Source organism: Pseudoalteromonas sp. OANN1 (genome assembly GCF_024124685.1).
Lineage (GTDB): Bacteria > Pseudomonadota > Gammaproteobacteria > Enterobacterales > Alteromonadaceae > Pseudoalteromonas > Pseudoalteromonas piscicida.
The window spans coordinates 41,294-59,933 of sequence record NZ_JAMXSE010000010.1; the positions used below are offsets into that span (position 1 = coordinate 41,294).

Consider the following 18,640-nt stretch of genomic DNA (forward strand, 5'->3'; position numbering starts at 1 on the left):
TATAAAGGTTATACACTTCTTGTCGCGATACTCGGTGAAATGTTCGCAGCCTTCTTAGCAGGAAAAATAACTGACGCGATACAGAGCACGATAAGCCCAAGCGCCGTTATCAAAATATAGCTTACTTCTAGCGGTGGCACTGAATACAAAGACATTAGCTTTTGTCCTAGGAAAACCGTAGCCACAGTGCCAAGTACTAAGCCAATTGCACAAACAATGAGGTTTTCTACCACAAAGTAACGAACAATTGCAGACTTGCGCGCCCCCAAAGCTCTGCGAGTACCTATCTGTTTAGTACGTTTGCTGATATTAAACTGAGTAAGACCAAATATTCCCAGCGCCGTCACGACGACTAATGCGGTGATGAGCACTAGCAACATTCTTAGCATCAATAAGTCTTTAGAATTGTACTTTCCTTTCACCTCATCAAGCCCTTTAATGCCTGTGATCACACGACTAGGATTTTCTTGAAGCAGCGCCGACTCTATTTTTTTCATTACTTCGCCACGCAAACTCGGATCGGTGCGAACTAAGAAATCTTGAAATCCATTCGCATTCACCATAGGAAAAATAATTAAGCGATCAGCATTTCTAAAACGCGGCCAAGCATTAGTCATACGCTCAACAATCCCCACGACTTTTAACGGGCCACCACCATAATAAATCGTTTCGCCCAATCCTTTACCCTCACCAAATATCTCGTCCGTAAAAGCCTTACTGGCAATAACAACATCTGGTTGCTTAGCGTATTCACTTGAGATCAAGACATCACCAGATGTGAAATCACGGCCTTCTAACAATTTAACGCCCAAGGTACGGATCACTTGTTCATTGGCGTATAAATGCCCCGAGTTTGTATGTTTACCATCGTCTTCAGGGGTTAAGCTGAATCCTGAATTGCTACCTCCTCCTGAAAGCGGAACCGAGCTCACTCCCACGGCTTCTATAACTCCAGGGATACTTTTTAGTATTCTCTCATCAACGATAAGCTGTTGGTTTGCATCTATCTTGTCGTCAAACGACATGACACTGAAGGTGATTATCGACTCTTCTGGATAGCCAGTTGGCTTATTGAGATAGGTGACGCGCTCACTAATAATCGACAGTGAATTGCTGACAATTGCCAACGTCAAGGCAAGTTGTAGGATCGCAAGTACGGCACCGACTTTAGAGCGCAATAACGCATTGATAATAGGTTTTAATTCCAACATGGGACTCTCCTTATTGCCTTATTGCACTTTTAAATAAGTAGCAGGTGATGTTTTACACACTATCCAAGCTGGGTAAAGCCCAGCAAGAATACAAGTCACAATAGCGATGCTCGGCGCTGCTAACAGCATAGAGACATCCATCGTTGCAAGACTTTCGTAGACATGGCTAGTTTTACGGATCCCCCATAAGCCAAGCTGAGCAAAAACTATCCCTATTACTCCCCCCATAAAACCAAGCAACGCCACTTCAACCAAGTGTTGGTAAAACACCTGCGTTTTACTTGCGCCAAGTGCTCTTCTTACGCCAACATCAGGGGCACGTTTAAGAAATTTCGCCAGTAACAATCCAAGAATATTGGCTAAGCAAACAGCAAGGAACATAAAACTTAAACCAATCATGACTTTGTTATCTTCACTGACTACATTATTGTACTCAAGCCACTCAGTGACATTTCGAAGTGAAAATTCTCGTGTTTTACGGTTAAATCTTCCCAAATCTTGTTGGGTTTGGATGTAGTTATCTAGTTGTGTTGCTAACGCTTGTTGTTCTTTTTCATTCTCTAATTCAACCCAAAACTGAGTCCAAAGCATTTCTGAATTCATTTTGTCCGTGAAGTTGTTAATCTCTTCGCGCTTCCAACCATTTGTATTTCCCCAAGTATCAATCTCATAAGCTGCCGCATGACTGAAGGGAATGAAGATACGCTCTGCATCAGCAAACGCGCCATTGTTTAAGTCATACATTTTAACGTTTGGCTGCCACTCCTTAGTTACCCCTACGACTTGATATCTTCGCTGCGCTAAATAAATACTTTCTCCCACCACATCACTGCGGCCAAATAGCTTTTGTGCGATAGTTTCGTCAATAACAACCACAGGTGCAGCATTGTTTGCTTGGCTTTGGCTCCACACTCCACCATACAAAAAATTCAACTCAAACATGGCAAAAAACTCTCGGGTTATTAGCCGTGTCGTTTGCAGCATGGGGCTCACTTCGGGGTTGTTTACATGAACCGCAAAACCGGATTTAAACATCGCTACTTTTTTGTCGATATTTAGCGTTTGATAGAGGTTTTTCGCATCTAAAAATGTCAGCTGAAAGGGTATATCATCCGCTGAATGATAGGTTTCTCCCTCGTCCATCACTTGTAGTTGTACAGCATAGAGTTTGCTGCTTTTACTTGGAATTGGATCGGCAGACATCATGTGATACACAGACAAACTCACCATAGTGACGCCAATACCAATAGCAATGGCCAGCGCCATTAGGCTAGTTGCAAGTGGCGTGGCTTTGAGGCTACGCCATGCCAAATCAAGGTAATGGACAAACATAACTTACGCTCCTACCTGAGATTTCAACGCTTGTGAAGCCGCACCTTTACCTTGATACAAAGTAAAATCCGCAACCTGTCCGTCTACAATTTGGATGTTTCTTGGTGTGCGCCTTGCGAGTTCCGGGTCGTGGGTAACCATTACTATCGTTGCGCCGTCACGGTTAATTTGTTCTAGTAATTCCATCACCTGACGCGCCATTAAACTATCTAGATTCCCCGTTGGCTCATCGGCGAGTAAAAAGCGAGGCTCACCAGCAAGTGCTCTTGCGATAGCTACACGCTGTTGCTGACCACCGGACAACTGTTGTGGCAAATGTTTTGCGCGGCCAGCAAGGCCAACTTGCTCGAGGCAGTTTTCAATTCTGCGCTTGCGCTCAGCCGCCTTGATACCACGATAGCGTAGTGGCACTTCAACATTTTCGTACAAGTTTAAATCAGGGATAAGGTTAAAGCCTTGAAAAATAAAACCGATTTTTTGGTTTCGCAGATCAGCTCTTTGATTGTCGTTCAGCTTACCAACATCAATTCCATCTAGCATATATTGGCCACTAGAGTACCCCTCTAGCATCCCAGCAATATTTAAGAAAGTTGTTTTACCTGAGCCAGAAGGGCCCGTTACCGCGATAAACTCTCCTTCATTTACTTGCAGGTTAAAATCTCTGAGTGCGTGTGTTTGCACCATATCAGTTTGGTATACTTTGCCGATATTATTCATAACTAACATTATTATTTTCCTTCTTATCTTAATAAGATGCTGGGCGCACGTTCGAATGCGTCGTAACTACTGATGATGATTTGATCGCCTTGCTTTAAGCCGTTAAGCACTTCAACTTCACTGATGCTTGAGGTACCAGTGGTGATCTCAATTCGCTCAGCGATATCACCACTTAGCTTGTAAGCAATGTGCCCACCTTCACTCATGAAAGCACCACGTTTAACCATTAAGGTGTTTTCTTTGTGCTCTAGTAAAATCCGAGCAGACAAACGCTGGTTTTGTCTAATGCCATCAATGTTTTCGTCCGAAAAGCGCACTCGAGTGGTGACTTCACGGTTATTAACTTCTGGGGAAATCGCAGATAACACGCCAGAAATATTTTGGTTGCCAATCCTAAGCTCAACAGCCATCCCGAGCCCAAGCTCTGCCGCATAACTTTCAGGAACCTGCAGCTCTGCTTCATAAGCACTTAAGTCAACGAGTTTCATCAACCCCTGATTGGCATTAACTAGCGCATTTTGATCGACTAATAAATTACCGACTATGCCTGAAACCGGCGCAATCACATCTAAACTTGCAACTTGACGTTTTAATTCTTCAACAATTAAACGTTGCCGCTCAAGCTGATTCTCAACAGATTTAAGCTCAAATGCCAAGGTATCTTTGCCTAGCGCAACTTCTTGCTCTGCATGATTGAAGTTTAATTTTGCCCGCGCTAGGTCGTCTTGCGCTTCTTCTAAATCAATTTGGCTGATGAGATTTTTTTGGATAGACAACTGAGCACGTCGGTCTTCTCTATCTGCCGCTAATAGTTCGACACGAGCGAGATCTAAGGAGCGATTTAACGCCAAGTTTTGACGTCTAACATCTAACTTTTTCCCTTCAAGCTCACCACTCAGTCTTTGCAGCTCAGCTTCTTCTTGTTGGAGCCGGTTAGTTAAGGTTGGGCTTTTGACCGTGGCTAGTACTTCACCTTGAGTCACGCTATCACCCGCTTTAACCCGTAAAGAGACGTAACCCTGCTCCGGACTGTAAATTTGTGGTGCATTTGCAGCAACGACAAAACCTGTGGCGGCAATATCGCGGGTAAACTCACCGAAAGTCACGGCTGCAATTTGTACTCTATCTTTGGCCACGGAGCTACTAGCCTTGGGTCCACCAAACACGACTTGTGCGCTAAGCGCTGCAATAATGACAACACCCGCTATTACAAGACCAAGCTTCTTTTTAGATTTACCAGTTTGGAGCACTTCGTCTTGTCCGCTTGTGTCTTTAATCATAATGATTCTCCTCGAATTAACGAGTCAAATACCGCCACAACCGTTGCTACAGCCAACATCATCAAGGGTGAAATTAAAAAAGCAGTACTTAACCACATAACGTATCTTCTTTATTAGTTTGTATGCAGTAAAAGAGGCGAACTTTGTGCCAAAATTTAAAGCGTTGATTTTATTGATTTATTTTATTTAAGAAGTGGATAAAATATGTCCGCGGACGGAAAAAGTGTCCGCAGCGGACACTTCTTCACCTAAAGTTATAGCGCTATAGGTGTCAGTCGCCACATTTCTGCATCTTAATATATCGACTGAAGAGATAACTTGAGGATTGGATAGATAGCAAACTAACTGATTTCTTTAAGTTCAGATTTAATAATTGGAGAGTGCATTAACCAGAGTTGAATCAAATTAGTGGCAAATTTATAGTCGCTCTGGTGCCTTTACCGATAGTAGATTTTATGATCAGTTCACCACCGTGAGATTTGATGATATTAGATGCGATAGTTAACCCAAGTCCCACATGCTTTTCTGAGGCTTTAGTGGTATAAAACGGATCAAATACTCGATGTACCAGCTTATCCGCAATCCCCTCACCACAATCGAAGATATCGATAGAGAGTGTTTGATCCTCAACTTTCGTGTTTATTTTAATGGCCTTTCGCATTCTACCCGTACTTTCTAAAGCGTTCTTTATGAGGCAGTAAATACTGTGTTCTAGGAGTGCTGGGGCACAGTGCAACTCAAACCGCTCTCCTTTTTCAAATTCAATTAGGCTTAAGTTTGTACCATCCAACTCCAAATTAATCATCACAGAATCCATAATTTGAGAATAGAATTCTACTTGCTGAAACTGAGTTTGATTACTCTCAAAAAACACACTCAGTTCTTTAACAATCAGTTGAATTCTGTCGAGTCCCGAGTGCATTTCAGCCATCACATCATCACTTTCACTCAAAGCCCAGTTTAGTTGATACTCTTTCTCCAATTCACTCAGTGATTTTGCACATTCAGGCGAGAGTTGTGAATTATTTGCCAAAAATTGCCAAGCTCGATACAACTTAACCAACGAACTTTGTACAAACTCTAAGTTACTTTTTAAGTACGCAAGCGGATTATTTATTTCATGGGCTACACCCGCAGCAAACTGTCCTACTGAAGCGAGCTTTTCTGATTGGATCAACGCTTGCTGCTGCTCAGCAATACGGTTATATGCCTCTCTTAAGGCATCATTTGACGACTCAAGTTCATGGGTGCGCTGCTTGACCTTTTCTTCCAATCCTTCGTTAAGTTTGGTTAGTTCATCGGTCAACAACTCAAGTCGATTTAAATCTCGATAAGAGCGCAGCGAGCTGGTTAACATAGTGAATAGACGAGATTTGGTGAGGTCAGTTTTATTTTTATAGTCATTGATATCATAACGCAGCATGACTTCATGTTCCGGCACACTGCCGGGCTGACCGGTTCGTAGTACTATTCTCACGTTATGATAGCCAAGTTCTTCACGTATGTATTGCGCACATTCTAAACCCGCTTCTTCACTTTCCATAATGACATCGAGTAAAATCAATGCAACATCATCTCGATTGCTTAAAATATCAATCGCTTCTTTTTTGCTATAGGCATGAAGTAACTCGAGCGGTTTTAATTCAAACCTGTAAGCCGTTAACACAAGTTTAGTCACATCATGCACTTCAGGTTCATCATCGACGATCAACACGACCCAAGGAGATGCACACTCGTCTAGGCTTTGTTCATCAGGCTCTGAAACGTTTAAGAAAGATAATGGCTGCTGCTGACTCATTAAAATGACATCCTTACTCCTATTTCTTAAGGATGGTACAAATCCGCAGGTTTACCAAATTATTCGAACCAGAAAATGGTATATATTTAGCACTATGGTAGGAAGAAATACTGAGTGACTATAGAACGGGATCTGTACTGTAAAGAAGCCACTCTTCACAGCACATCAGGTTTGAATATACTTATGCGCTTAGGGCATCCTTATAGTGTTTTCTACAAAGAGAAACATACCTATCGTTACCACCAATCACAACTTGATCGCCATCCGCAATAGCTTTACCGTGCTCATCGGTGCGAAGCACTCGGTTTGCTTTGCGACCGCAGTGACAGATGGTTTTTAGCTCAATCAATTTATCTGCCCACGCCAGCAAATATTGCGAGCCTTCAAACAGCTCACCACGAAAGTCCGTCCTAAGACCATAGCATAATACCGGGATCCGCAGTTCATCGACGATATCCGTCAGCTCTGCGACTTGAGCTTTTGTTAGAAACTGGCACTCATCTACCAATACACAGTCAATTTTATTCTCGGTATGAGCAGACATCAGTAGTGCTTTCACATCTGTTTGGCTTTCAAAAACTTGCGCCTCAGCCTCTAAACCGATACGCGACGCTACTTTGCCCACACCAGCACGGTTATCAATTGCAGCTGTGATAATAAACGGGCGCATGCCTCGCTCTCGGTAGTTAAATGCCGACTGCAATAAAGTCGTAGATTTACCGGCATTCATTGCCGAATAGTAAAAATAAAGCTGAGCCATAATAGATATTTCGAAATAAAAATTCGCGCTAGTTTACTGACTAACGATTAAAAGATCTATTGCTTATCCATTTGGGTGGTTTGTGAACGTAAATACTCACTATATAAGGTGTCGAGGTTAATAAGCTGACTTGCACGCCACACTTTCCAGCTTAACTCAGGGTGCTGCTGATAAAACTGCTCAGAAAATGCCATAAAACCAAACGACGTTTCTAACGGTGGAAAAACCGCTTCTAAGTGGTTAAAGGGGGGTGATAATGTGATTGGCATATTACCGATTTGGCAAAGACCTATGGTCGCATCAAGTAATTCATTTTCAACCAGGGCAATAGCATGCTCCAACGAGTCGGTTTCGAATATAGAAAAGTGCTTCGGCATACTTTCTCGAATAGCATAGCCACGAGGGACAGCGAGTTCTATTTCTTTGCTCAGGTTTAATGTTGCTTTATTCGTTTTGCTTTTGAGTAAACAAGTGCTGATCCGATTAATTGCATATTGTTGAGCAATCGTGCCATCGGGATTCTTTGGATACGCCATTTGCGCTTCTCTAGACGCTCGGTGGCTCGCCACTACAGCATCAACTTTGCCATTTTCCAGCTCATGCAAGCAACGGCTCCATGGCTTTCGAGTGTAAGTGAAGCTCACCTCTTTTACGTGCTCGTCAAGCTGTTGTACTATCTGGATCGTGACGCCTGGATTTGCCGATGGCACAGTTTGTCCTGCACCATGGATAAAGGGTGGAGCATGTTTATCTTCATAACAAAAGCGAACCTCTGTTGCCATACAGGCCCACGAAGTAAAAACGCAAAAAACAATAAATAGCAGTCTCAACATTCACTCCAAACATATAGTCAATCGAAATAACAACGATTAACCACTAGTATACTCTATTTTTTGAAGCTCACTCCCTCATGTTGTAACAACCACTCTTTCGCTTCAAGTCCGCCAGCATATCCTGTTAGTTTGCCATTTGCACCAATAATGCGATGACAAGGCACGATGATACTAATTGGATTTTTGCCGTTAGCAGCGCCAACAGCACGGACAGCATTTTTGTTACCTAAGCGCTCAGCTATCCAACCATAGCTATGCGTTTCACCAAATGGTACTTGTGCCAACACCTGCCAGACTTGCTTTTGAAAGTGCGTACCATCCACATCAAGTACCACATCAAAGCGTTGGCGTTTGCCAGCAAAGTATTCTGTTAACTGTTTTTTTGCCATTTCTGTATGCCGATTTTCCCCTTGCTCATAGCGCGTTTTTGGAAAAAAACCGACATATCGTAAACCATCAGAAGACGCTTGTATTATCCACTCTCCAGTGGGCGAGGTTAATGTAGTTTCAATCATAATTGTTGCCATAGTTGAAAAGTTAAATAAGAACGAAAAGGAGCACACTTTTCGATATCTATTGTTTTTAAGGATTTTTCCATTGCCTTTTTGACCCCCAAATCACCACCCAAATAAATGTCTGGGTGACTCAATCCGCGCATTTTTGCATAATCGACAGTCCAAGGGCCTATCCCTTTAATATTTAACCAGTCATCAAGTTCAACATGCTCCGAACCAACGTATTGCTCAGCAAAAGCTTTAATAGCCGCCTTTCGTCGCTCAGGCATTTTGAAAAAGGCAAGATCACTATCACATGCAGCCTTAGGCTCAGGGAAATAACGCATGCCATCTTCAGCCACCTCACCGAGCGTTTCGACCAATAAAGCAAGTAAGTTTCTCGCCGCTTGAACACTGATTTGTTGACCCAAAATAGCTCTCATGCCCGCTTCAAACTCACTCCAGATCCCGGGTAATCTGAGTCCCTCTTGTAGCGGCAAATCAGGCGCGGCTTCATGAAGGTGAGACTCAATAAAACAGGTGTCCGCATCTAAATCTAACACACGCCTGATCTGTGCAATCATCTGAACTAACAAGGATAAATCGCTGAGCGCGATAGCCACTTTAAAGCGATGTTTTTCAGGCTCGATTGTCGCGGTGAAACGCCCTGTTTCACCTTGTATCATGACGGTTCGCCCATAACTGTTTTCTGTTAACCACTCGATACCTGGCACAATTCTCATCGCTAAAAACTGCTGCATTTTGTCCCAGTTGTATGGTGGTCGATAGGATAAGTAAATCGCAATGGTAGAGCCACTACCTGCGTCTTTTCTGAGTTGACTTGGTGATAACTGATACAGCTTTTGGAATGCATCATTAAAGCGTCGCAATGAGTTAAACCCGGCGGCAAACGCGACTTGCGTAACAGGAAGGTCACTTTGCTGTAACAGCTGCTTAGCTAAGTCACATTGCTTATAAAGTGCATATTGTTTGGGGCTGGTGCCAAAGTATTGATTGAATACTTTATTTAAATAACGGACCGAAATGCCTAACCTATCGGCTAAGTCTTCTGTCGAATGGCGTATTAAGGCCCCCTCATCGATTAACTTTTTGGCTCTGACTGCGGTTGTTTCCGTGCCAAGCCATGCATAACTACCCGGTGCACTATCGGGGCGACAGCGAATACAAGGTCTAAAGCCAGCTTGCGCAGCATTGTGGGCAAATTGAAAATACTCTACATTTTTTTCTTTTGCAGCAGGTGCAGGGCATATTGGCCGACAATAAATGCCGGTGCTCTTGACCGCAACAAAAAACAACCCATCAAATCTAGCATCGCGACTATTTCTAGCTTGAGAACAAACTTCTGGTGTATACATGACTTTCGCTCGTACTTCGTTTTCACTCAGTCTAATAGCTATCACTATAGCAAACTAGCCATTTTTGGTACTCAACCATGTTTGGAGTATTCATGAAAAAAGCCCGCTAGGGGCTTAACTAACTGAGGAAATAAGAAAAGTACTAACTTATTGCTTGATTATACCTGCGCTCGACTTCAGACCAATTAATGACGTTGTAAAAAGCCGCGATGTATTCTGGTCGACGATTCTGATACTTGAGGTAATAAGCATGTTCCCACACATCTAAACCCAATATTGGGGTGTGCTGCTCCATGTAGGGACTGTCTTGGTTGAGACTACTCGTCACCGCTAACTTGTCATTTTCATCGACAACTAACCATGCCCAGCCACTGCCAAACCGACTGACAGCAGCGTTTGTAAATTCAGTTTTAAAGCTATCAAAACCACCGAGCTCACTTTCTATCGCCTGTTTTAACGGCCCGTCACATAGAGGCGCATAATTTGGAGTCATAATTTGCCAGAACAAACTATGGTTATTGTGCCCGCCAACATGTTCTTGCACTGCTTTTTGTAAGTTTTCAGGTAACGTTTTAATATTTCTCAGCAACGTTTCAGTGTCTTTACCCGCGAACTCCGTCCCCTCTAACGCGGCGTTTGCTTTATTTATATATGTCTGATGATGCAAAGTATGATGGATCTCCATCGTTTTCGCGTCGATGTGTGGTTCCAGTGCATCATATGCGTACGGTAACTCAGGTAAGGTATAAGCCATTCGACCTCCAAATGTTAATGTAAAACGCGAGAATGCAGGTGCGTTACCAGCATCGCTTCGTTAATTTGATGAATAAGCTCAGGTAAATGAGGATAACGTTTTGCAAAATGGATCAACTCTTGCCGAGTTTTATGCAAATGATGCAAGGCAATAGGGGCAAGTTCGTTGTTATATTCAAGGTAGGTTGCATGTATCTTCAGATGGATTGAGATAAGTTGCTGGCACGCTCTATTTGGTTGATCAAGCGCAATAAAGGTGTCAGCTAGATTATGCGCGGATACGACGACAGCTGGCAAACTATGCGCTATGGCACTCATCACGACATTGTCTTTTTGACATAATAAAAACTCATCTAAAATACCTGTCGCGAGTGTCAATGCAACCTGATATTCGTCACGGGCACGCAGAAATATTTGCGCTTGATATGCTTGATTACCTGAGAGTATTTTAGCTTGCCAAGGTGACAGCACTGAAGATAACGCGCAAGCTCCGCTGGCTAAGCGATTTGCACTAAGGTCCATGCGATTTTTCATATTCTACCCTATTACCGAACTAGCTTACTTGTGCAAGCAAACCAGTATGAGCTATTTGGGCACTATACGATCACATAAACATTAATGCAAACTATTTTCATTTGTATTTATTTAATTTCTACACACTGATGTGTTATCAAAGAGTCTTCGGTTAATTCAAGTGTGGTATGCGACAATCCAAACCGCGACTGTAACCCACCTTTTAATCGTGCTAGCGTGCTTTGGTCGCTCAAGGATGTAATGACAACTTGCGCCTCTAAAATATATTCATGCTCATTGAGCTGCCAAACATGAATATGGCTTACTGTCTTAACATTCTCTTGAGTCTCAAGATATTCCTTAACCTCTTGAATCTTCATATTATCTGGCGTCGCCTGCATGAGGATTCTAATACTACTCTTACTTAGTTCAACGCCATGGTAAATTACGTATGCGGAGATCAATACAGTGGCGATAAGATCCACCACGTACCATTGATATAAGATGATTAATGTTCCAGCCACGATCACCGCAACGGAAGCCGCAGCATCAGAAACATTATGAATAAATGCCGCACGAATATTTAGGCTGGTTTTTGCACCTGCAGAATAGGTAATAAGCGCTGTGATAACGTCAATAACTAACGCCAAGGCCGCGAGCCACACCACTATCCAGCCATCAATTGGTTCTGGACTTAGAAATCGAGAAATCGCCTCAAACAGCAGATAAACGCCAACAACGATGAGTGTCGCGCTATTAATTAATGCCCCAATTATTTCAGCACGTTGATAGCCATAAGTGAGTTCAAGTGAGGCCGGCTTTCTTGCAACTTTTTGCGCGACTAACGCGATAATAAGCGCACCGGCGTCACTTAAATTATGTAGCGCATCAGCAACCAAAGAGAGACTGCCAGAAAGAATGCCACCAACGACCTGCGCGACACTCAGTAGAATATTAACAAATACAGCCCAACCGAGCTTGTTTCCATGATGGTGATGTGCGTGAGACATACTCAATCCTATTTATTGATCCGAAGAAGGGACCACTCTTAATGGCCCCCACGGGCATTACTAATTTTTAATTTGCTTTGAGAATAGTGGATAAAGTGCTGGCAATACAAACAAAGTCAGCAAGGTTGACGTTAGTAATCCACCAACAATTACACTGGCAAGCGGTCTTTGAATTTCAGCGCCCACTCCTGTCGATAACAGCATGGGAATAAGTCCCAGTGCAGAGGTGATCGCAGTCATAAGCACGGGCCTAAGCCTTGAAATTGCTCCCTCAAAGACACCTGAATGAAGCGATTCTCCCTCAGCCAATCGCTGGTTTATGCTCTCAACCATGACCACACCATTGAGTACCGCGACACCGAATAAGGTGATAAACCCAACCGAGCTTGGGACCGATAGATATTGTCCTGAGATATATAAAGAAAATACCCCACCAATGACCGCAAGCGGCACATTCACTAAAATAAGCGCAGCCTGAGCCATTGAACCAAATGCAAAGTAAAGCAAGAGTGCTATTAGCGCCAAAGATAGCGGCACCACGATTGCTAAGCGTTTTTGTGCTCGTTGCTGGTTTTCAAATTGACCACCTATTTCGACACCATAACCTGTTGGTAAGTCAACTTTACTATCAATAGCCGCGCGAATATCACTTACTACACTGCCCATATCCCGACCTTGCACATTAGCTTGGATCACCACTCGACGTTGAACGTCATCTCGTCTTACTTGCGGTGGACCAGATTGATATTCAACATTCGCAACATCAGCCAACCGGGTCCACGCTCCTGAACTCGATTGTAAACGTATTTCTTCAATGGTCTGTTTGCTTTGACGGTATTGAGGTGCCAAGCGGACATAAATATCATAGCGTTCGTTACCGTTGATAACCTGCCCTGCTTTACTGCCACCAATCCCATCTTGTACTAGTGCCATAACATCTCCAACTGCCAAACCGTAGCGAGATAACGCTTGACGTTTTGGGGTGATGATCAGCTGTGACTCACCTGCTATTTGCTCAAGTTGTACGCCTTCCGTCCCCTCAACTTGCGTTACGGCCGCTTCAATTTCCTTGCCTTTTTTTGCAAGCACAGCTAAGTCTGGGCCAAATAACTTAATCGCCAACTGCGCCTTAACGCCTGAGAGTAATTCATCGACACGCGTCGCAATAGGCTGTGAAAAATTAAACAGTAAGCCAGGATAAGTCGATAGCTTTTGTTCCATCAAGGCTTGTAATTCGTAGCGATTGTTTGCGCTTTGCCACTGTGCTACTGGCGCAAGGCCAATATAGATTTCAATGTTATTTACCGGTTCAGGATCGCCACCTATCTCCGCTCGACCAATTCTGCTCAGCGCGTAGTTTACTTCAGGAAAAGTGAGCAGCATTTTTTCCAGCTCAGGCGCAACATTAAGCGCGGTTTCAAGACTGGCGGAAGGTGCCAGCGTTACCCTTAGGTTGATGGTGCCTTCTTCAAGTTCTGGGACAAACTCGGTACCAATTTTAGTGAACGTAAAGCCAGCCGCCGCAATTAATAAAATGACCATTGCCATCAACAACTTTTGCCTATGCAACACTCGACTTAACGTCCAACGGTAGCCTTTTTCCAGTGCGACGAGAATGATGCTCTCTCGCGCTTTAACGCCATGTTTAAATAAGTAGGTCGCAAGTGCTGGGACGATGATAAGGGCAACAAATATCGCTGCAACAACAGCCAAAATAATACTGATTGCCATAGGTTGAAATAGTTTGGCTTCAACCCCTTCAAAACTAAATAACGGAGTGAATACCACTAAGATAATACTGGCAGCAAAAAAGATTGGTCTTGCCACTTCCTTTCCTGCAAGCTCAACAATAAGTCCCACTGAGAAGTCATCACTTTCCTTTTGCTTTGTTAGGTGTTTAAAGATGTTTTCTACCATCACGACTGAGCCGTCAACTAACATCCCTATCGCTACAGCGATACCGCCTAGCGACATCAAGTTGGCAGATACACCCAGCCACGCCATGACCACAAGTGCAATAGCAATTGAAATAGGAATTGAAATGAGCACCAGAAAAGTTGCTCTCAGATTCATTAAAAACAGCGCAAGCACAACAACAATAAAAATAAATGCCAGTGCCAAGGCTTCAACGACGGTTTGAACTGCTTTGCTGATCAAATCAGACTGATCGTAAAAAGGCTCAAACCTTACCCCTTCAGGTAGTGCTTTGTTAATAAGTTCCACGCGGTTGTTAATGCTATCAATGGTTGCTTTGGTGTTTGCTCCCATCCGCTTTAGCACTATGCCTGTTACGACTTCACCGAGCTGTTCCACTTCACCCGAGCCGCTTTTTCTAGACATCGTCACCGCGCCTTGGCGGATTTCTCCACCAATCGATACCGTAGCAACCTGAGCCACAGTCACGACCGTGCCATCAATGGTTTTGACGGGCACGTTGGCAATCTCCTCGATCCCCTTCTCCCCACTTTGAAACCAGCCTGTTCCGCGGATCACCAACTGCTCTTGACCGCGCTCGAGATACCAACCGCCGACATTTTGGTTATTACGTTCAATGGCACTCACCACATCTTGCTGAGTAAGCGCATAAGCCAAGAGTTTATTGGGGTCAATATTGACTTGATATTGGCGCACATCGCCGCCAAAAGCCAATACATCAGTTACCCCGTCAATTGGCATTATTAACAGCTTGACCACCCAGTCATTGAGACTACGTAAGGCCATTGCATCATATTCAGAGTTCGGATCGCTCATCAGCATATATTGAAATACTTGACCAAGCCCTGATGTATTTGGCCCCATTTCTGGCGTACCCACACCGCTTGGGATCAACTCCTTTGCAGCTTGGAGGCGCTCAAATACCAACTGTCTGGCAAAGTAGATATCAGTGCCTTCCTTAAATACTACCGTAACGCCAGATAGACCAGTTTTAGAAATTGAACGCACTTGCTGCACATCAGGCAAGGCATACATCACAGCCTCAATGGGATAGGTGATTAACTGCTCAACTTCTTCCGCTGCAAGTCCCGGCGCCTCAGTATTCACCGCAACCTGCACATTCGTTACATCGGGAAACGCATCTAAGTTGAGTTTTGGAATAGTCACGCTAGCAGTTGCCGTGATAACGAGTAAAAAAAGAATAATTAGAAGCCGATTGTTTACAGACCAATCGATAATTCGATTAAACATGATGAGGCTCCCCTTAATGGTTATGCGGATCGAAGCCTGATTTGGCTTGCTCTGAGGCAATAAAGAACGCCCCGGTTACGGCCACGCGCTCACCCACAGCCAAACCGATAACTTCAACCTGAGCGCCAAAGTCTTCACCTAAAGTCACTTCTTTGGGATGGAACTCGCCGGGTGCTTCTTCGATGTACACCACCCAATCGCCGTCAGGCCCACGACTTAACGCGTCTGCAGGTAACGCAATGGTTGGCTCTTTTGACGGTATGATAAAGTTGACGTTAACAAACATCCCTGCGTGTAGCTTGTCGTCACTATTTTCAACCAATAGGCGGATCTGTCTGGTTCGAGTAATGGGGTCGATTGTATGCGCTTCTTGGATAACTCGAGCCGCATATTGCTGATCTTCTATGCCAATCAATGCTTTAGAGTTAACCGCTAACGAAAGTTGAGAGTTCGGTTGTAAACGGGCTTCCACCCATAGCTCGCTTTCATCAGTGATTGCCATTAAAGTTGTGCCAGAAGCAACATGCTGGCCCTGAGTAAAGGCATCTTGAGTTACCACCCCCTCGCGCTCAGCAACGAGCGTATATTGGCCAAGTTCACTGGCGGGCTTAGTGGCTATTTCTTTAATCTCTTTTTCTGTTACGCCAAGTGCCAACAACTTTGAATAAGCCGAACTAAAATCGGCACTTGCCTGAACACGCTCGCGCTCACTAATGGTTTCTTTGCTCAAGCGTTTCACTCTATCCCACTCTGTTGAAGCCACCAAGTACTGCGCTTGGGCCTGCGCCATTGCTTCTGAGAATAAGGTGATAAGTGGGTCGTTAACATTAACCATAGAACCAAGTGTAGTGTGTCGCTTTAACACGATTGAATCGGCTCTTGGCGATACTAAATAGCTGGTATAGCCATTGGCTTTTACTTCCCCAGGCGCAAAATAAAAACGCTCATGGCTTTCCAGCTTGATTTCTTTGGTCTGAATTCCAGCAAAACGCATCTGCTGTTGCGTTAGTACGATGGCATTTTCTTCCTCTTCATGTTCTTCATGACCGTCGCCGGCATATGCCAGCGAGCTAAAAAGCGCGTTCACCGCGAAATAGATGGAGAAAATTTTAAAGTTTGTCATTCGATACTCTTTTACTCAAGAACGTAAGTTGACGTTCAAAACCGTTAGCTTGTTTAACGAATTGCACCAAGCAGTGCTTTTACAGTGCCAATTCGTAAACAAGAATGCGCTTCTCAAGCAGACGTGATTTATCTGTAATCAACGCCATCAGCTAAGAAGGAGTAATACCAATTAGTGTTAACGTAGCTCATTGACTTAATACAATTGGTATAAACGGAGTAGGCAGTACCACTGAAAGCAGGACACATAAGCATGGAAAACAGGCCTAGTTGTTTACTCACAAGCACGAATTTGCGCTAAGTTGGATTTATCAATTTACTCATCAACCTAAACTCAGGTTAGTTAAGTTAAATTGAGATCACACCTTCAATGATAACCGCTACTTAAGCGATCGGTGGACGATGTGCTTGCTCTACAAAAGCGCGCACTTTGGTATCTGATTGAGGATAAATTTCGCTATTTGGTCGCATTTCAAAGGGGAGTAAAGATTTTAAAATCACTAAATTCAAATGCGTCCCACTGCAATGACCACAGTGGTGGCAATCTTTTGTATGATGTCCGCTGGAGTCTGCTTGCACATCTTCAGCATGGTCGTGAGTATGTTGGAGGTGAGACACTTCGATTTGATGGAAGCTAGATTCAGACGCAAATACACTTACGGATTGCACCGCAAGTAGAAGCATCACAAAAATCAGGATTAGCTTATTCAAATCTACACTTCTCTTTAACACAAAAGATCGATGTCAATTTACCACCTGCACTTGTCCTGTCAATAGTAGCGCTAAGCTTTAAGTCTTATTTTTTCCTGTCATTACTGATCCTACTCAAAATGAAATAACAATAATTTGCATTGTTAGGCCAAAACATCAACTTAAATGCGAATTATAATCAATATATAACACTATGTTTTATAAAGATTTTTCATTGACACATCACATAAATCCGTTAGACTAGCCGCATATTCACAGTTTGAGGTAACAGCATGCAAGGTAAACAAAAAGTCATCGACGCATTCAATAAGCTATTAGCCAATGAGCTTGCAGCTATCGATCAATATTTCATCCATTCACGTATGTACGAAGATTGGGGTTTGAGCAAACTATACCAACGCCTTGAGCACGAACGTGAAGAAGAAACGACGCATGCAGATTGGTTGATCAAACGCATTCTTTTCTTGGAAGGAGTACCTAACATGACAAAACGTCGTGATCTACTCATCGGCCAAGATGTTAAGTCCATGATGGAAAACGACCTAAAACTAGAGCTTGAAGTTGTCGAATGCGTTAAAGAAGCAATCAAAATCTGTGAAGAAGAGCAAGATTACCAATCTCGAGAAACGCTTGAAAAGCTGTTGTTTGATACAGAAGAAGATCATGTTTACTGGCTAGAGCAGCAAATTCGCCTGATTGATCTTATCGGTGCTCCGAATTATATCCAATCTCAGCTTTAATATTAAGGACTCGACAAATGAAAGGTGATAGAGAAGTAATCGTAGCGCTTAATAAAGTTTTGGCCAATGAGTTGGTAGGTATCAACCAATACTTTTTGCACGCACGTATGTTTAAAGACTTCGGTTTTAGCCAGTTAGACAAAGCGGATTATAAAGTCTCAATACAAAAAATGAAAAACGCTGACCGCCTTATCGAGCGAATTTTGTTCTTGGAAGGCCTTCCTAACTTACAAGATTTAGGTCGTTTAAAAATTGGTGAAAACAGCGCTGAGATGATTGATTGCAATATGGCATTTGAGCAAGCGTCTTTGGTCGACCTCCAAGCAGCAATTAAATTGTGTGAAGAAAAGCAAGATTACATCAGCCGTGAAGCGTTAGATAAAATCCAAAACGAGCAAGAAGAGCAAATTGACTGGCTTGAAACTCAGCAACATCTAATTAAGGTGATGGGAATAGAAAACTACTTACAGTCTCAACTATAAGTATTTAATTGAGGTTGCGTGATAATGTACTGTTACGCAACCTGATCAGTGACATCAACAATCGCAATCAGCTTTTCATTTAGAATTTTCTTCGCACAGTTACAGCACTTTCCACACTGCTTACCAACAGATAATGTCTGGCTAAGATCACGCATTGAACGAGCACCATCGTCTATCGTCTCTGCAATCTTTTTATCTGTAACACCATGGCAAATGCACACGTACATAAATGAAAACCAATCTCAAACTCATTAACTGAAAACAAGTTTAATCTAAACGATAACAATTATCAACACATACCTTAGCTATAAATGCGAATTAT

At 43.2% G+C, this 18,640-nt stretch carries 18 protein-coding genes; 2 read left to right on the top strand and 16 right to left on the bottom strand.

Going from position 1 to position 18,640, the window contains the following annotated elements:
- Window positions 1-8: 8 nt before the first annotated feature.
- The 15 genes from NH462_RS10550 to NH462_RS10620 form a co-directional block, all read right to left on the bottom strand.
- Window positions 9-1,211 carry an FtsX-like permease family protein gene (locus tag NH462_RS10550; RefSeq protein WP_253105644.1) on the bottom strand — a complete coding sequence of 401 codons (1,203 nt, stop codon included), beginning with the start codon at window positions 1,209-1,211 and terminating at the stop codon, window positions 9-11.
- Window positions 1,212-1,229: 18 nt separating this feature from the next.
- A complete protein-coding gene (locus NH462_RS10555; protein WP_253105645.1) occupies window positions 1,230-2,543 on the bottom strand; it encodes an ABC transporter permease in 1,314 nt (437 codons plus the stop codon).
- 3 nt (window positions 2,544-2,546) lie between these two features.
- Window positions 2,547-3,269 carry an ABC transporter ATP-binding protein gene (locus NH462_RS10560; protein WP_099030642.1) on the bottom strand — a complete coding sequence of 241 codons (723 nt, stop codon included), beginning with the start codon at window positions 3,267-3,269 and terminating at the stop codon, window positions 2,547-2,549.
- Window positions 3,270-3,283: 14 nt separating this feature from the next.
- Window positions 3,284-4,540 carry an HlyD family efflux transporter periplasmic adaptor subunit gene (locus tag NH462_RS10565; protein ID WP_253105646.1) on the bottom strand — a complete coding sequence of 419 codons (1,257 nt, stop codon included), beginning with the start codon at window positions 4,538-4,540 and terminating at the stop codon, window positions 3,284-3,286.
- 400 nt (window positions 4,541-4,940) lie between these two features.
- Window positions 4,941-6,338: an ATP-binding protein gene (locus NH462_RS10570; RefSeq protein ID WP_069023152.1), complete on the bottom strand. Its 1,398-nt coding sequence runs from the start codon at window positions 6,336-6,338 to the stop codon at window positions 4,941-4,943.
- Window positions 6,339-6,519: 181 nt separating this feature from the next.
- Window positions 6,520-7,098 (bottom strand): thymidine kinase, encoded by a 579-nt coding sequence (locus NH462_RS10575; RefSeq protein WP_010374832.1) that lies wholly within the window; start codon window positions 7,096-7,098, stop codon window positions 6,520-6,522.
- A 56-nt stretch (window positions 7,099-7,154) separates the two neighbouring features.
- Entirely contained in the window at window positions 7,155-7,880 is a 726-nt protein-coding gene (locus tag NH462_RS10580; protein ID WP_253105647.1) for an amino acid ABC transporter substrate-binding protein, read from the bottom strand.
- A gap of 104 nt (window positions 7,881-7,984) precedes the next feature.
- A complete protein-coding gene (locus tag NH462_RS10585; protein WP_253105648.1) occupies window positions 7,985-8,446 on the bottom strand; it encodes a methylated-DNA--[protein]-cysteine S-methyltransferase in 462 nt (153 codons plus the stop codon).
- A complete protein-coding gene (locus tag NH462_RS10590; protein WP_253105649.1) occupies window positions 8,443-9,801 on the bottom strand; it encodes an AlkA N-terminal domain-containing protein in 1,359 nt (452 codons plus the stop codon). Before NH462_RS10590 ends, NH462_RS10585 begins: the two co-directional genes overlap by 4 nt.
- A 142-nt stretch (window positions 9,802-9,943) precedes the next feature.
- The gene (locus tag NH462_RS10595) at window positions 9,944-10,555 is read right to left on the bottom strand and encodes a superoxide dismutase (protein WP_253105650.1); all 612 of its coding nucleotides are present in this window, start codon (window positions 10,553-10,555) and stop codon (window positions 9,944-9,946) included.
- A gap of 14 nt (window positions 10,556-10,569) precedes the next feature.
- Window positions 10,570-11,088, bottom strand: a complete 519-nt coding sequence (locus tag NH462_RS10600) for a hypothetical protein (protein ID WP_253105651.1) — start codon at window positions 11,086-11,088, stop codon at window positions 10,570-10,572.
- A 107-nt stretch (window positions 11,089-11,195) separates the two neighbouring features.
- Entirely contained in the window at window positions 11,196-12,077 is an 882-nt protein-coding gene (locus NH462_RS10605) for a cation diffusion facilitator family transporter (RefSeq protein WP_253105652.1), read from the bottom strand.
- 60 nt (window positions 12,078-12,137) lie between these two features.
- A complete protein-coding gene (locus NH462_RS10610) occupies window positions 12,138-15,263 on the bottom strand; it encodes a CusA/CzcA family heavy metal efflux RND transporter (protein ID WP_253105653.1) in 3,126 nt (1,041 codons plus the stop codon).
- Window positions 15,264-15,276: 13 nt separating this feature from the next.
- Window positions 15,277-16,386 (bottom strand): efflux RND transporter periplasmic adaptor subunit, encoded by a 1,110-nt coding sequence (locus NH462_RS10615; RefSeq protein WP_253105654.1) that lies wholly within the window; start codon window positions 16,384-16,386, stop codon window positions 15,277-15,279.
- Window positions 16,387-16,769: 383 nt separating this feature from the next.
- On the bottom strand, window positions 16,770-17,096 hold the full coding sequence (locus tag NH462_RS10620; RefSeq protein WP_130127299.1) for a DUF2946 family protein: 327 nt from the start codon (window positions 17,094-17,096) through the stop codon (window positions 16,770-16,772).
- 272 nt (window positions 17,097-17,368) lie between these two features.
- On the opposite strand from NH462_RS10620, the gene bfr (NH462_RS10625) reads away from it, so the two are divergent.
- Window positions 17,369-17,836, top strand: a complete 468-nt coding sequence (bfr, locus tag NH462_RS10625) for a bacterioferritin (protein WP_010607507.1) — start codon at window positions 17,369-17,371, stop codon at window positions 17,834-17,836.
- 17 nt (window positions 17,837-17,853) lie between these two features.
- Window positions 17,854-18,318: a bacterioferritin gene (gene bfr / locus NH462_RS10630; RefSeq protein WP_010375235.1), complete on the top strand. Its 465-nt coding sequence runs from the start codon at window positions 17,854-17,856 to the stop codon at window positions 18,316-18,318.
- A 32-nt stretch (window positions 18,319-18,350) separates the two neighbouring features.
- Here the strand turns inward: bfr (NH462_RS10630) and NH462_RS10635 are convergent, their stop codons facing one another.
- A complete protein-coding gene (locus NH462_RS10635; RefSeq protein WP_010607506.1) occupies window positions 18,351-18,545 on the bottom strand; it encodes a (2Fe-2S)-binding protein in 195 nt (64 codons plus the stop codon).
- Window positions 18,546-18,640: the final 95 nt, after the last annotated feature.

Coding starts and splice junctions, on each gene's coding strand:
- NH462_RS10550 (WP_253105644.1), bottom strand. CDS start 1,211: ATGTTGGAATTAAAACCTATTATCAATGCGTTATTGCGCTCTAAAGTC.
- NH462_RS10555 (WP_253105645.1), bottom strand. CDS start 2,543: ATGTTTGTCCATTACCTTGATTTGGCATGGCGTAGCCTCAAAGCCACG.
- NH462_RS10560 (WP_099030642.1), bottom strand. CDS start 3,269: ATGTTAGTTATGAATAATATCGGCAAAGTATACCAAACTGATATGGTG.
- NH462_RS10565 (WP_253105646.1), bottom strand. CDS start 4,540: ATGATTAAAGACACAAGCGGACAAGACGAAGTGCTCCAAACTGGTAAA.
- NH462_RS10570 (WP_069023152.1), bottom strand. CDS start 6,338: ATGAGTCAGCAGCAGCCATTATCTTTCTTAAACGTTTCAGAGCCTGAT.
- NH462_RS10575 (WP_010374832.1), bottom strand. CDS start 7,098: ATGGCTCAGCTTTATTTTTACTATTCGGCAATGAATGCCGGTAAATCT.
- NH462_RS10580 (WP_253105647.1), bottom strand. CDS start 7,880: ATGGCAACAGAGGTTCGCTTTTGTTATGAAGATAAACATGCTCCACCC.
- NH462_RS10585 (WP_253105648.1), bottom strand. CDS start 8,446: ATGATTGAAACTACATTAACCTCGCCCACTGGAGAGTGGATAATACAA.
- NH462_RS10590 (WP_253105649.1), bottom strand. CDS start 9,801: ATGTATACACCAGAAGTTTGTTCTCAAGCTAGAAATAGTCGCGATGCT.
- NH462_RS10595 (WP_253105650.1), bottom strand. CDS start 10,555: ATGGCTTATACCTTACCTGAGTTACCGTACGCATATGATGCACTGGAA.
- NH462_RS10600 (WP_253105651.1), bottom strand. CDS start 11,088: ATGAAAAATCGCATGGACCTTAGTGCAAATCGCTTAGCCAGCGGAGCT.
- NH462_RS10605 (WP_253105652.1), bottom strand. CDS start 12,077: ATGTCTCACGCACATCACCATCATGGAAACAAGCTCGGTTGGGCTGTA.
- NH462_RS10610 (WP_253105653.1), bottom strand. CDS start 15,263: ATGTTTAATCGAATTATCGATTGGTCTGTAAACAATCGGCTTCTAATT.
- NH462_RS10615 (WP_253105654.1), bottom strand. CDS start 16,386: ATGACAAACTTTAAAATTTTCTCCATCTATTTCGCGGTGAACGCGCTT.
- bfr (WP_010607507.1), top strand. CDS start 17,369: ATGCAAGGTAAACAAAAAGTCATCGACGCATTCAATAAGCTATTAGCC.
- bfr (WP_010375235.1), top strand. CDS start 17,854: ATGAAAGGTGATAGAGAAGTAATCGTAGCGCTTAATAAAGTTTTGGCC.
- NH462_RS10635 (WP_010607506.1), bottom strand. CDS start 18,545: ATGTACGTGTGCATTTGCCATGGTGTTACAGATAAAAAGATTGCAGAG.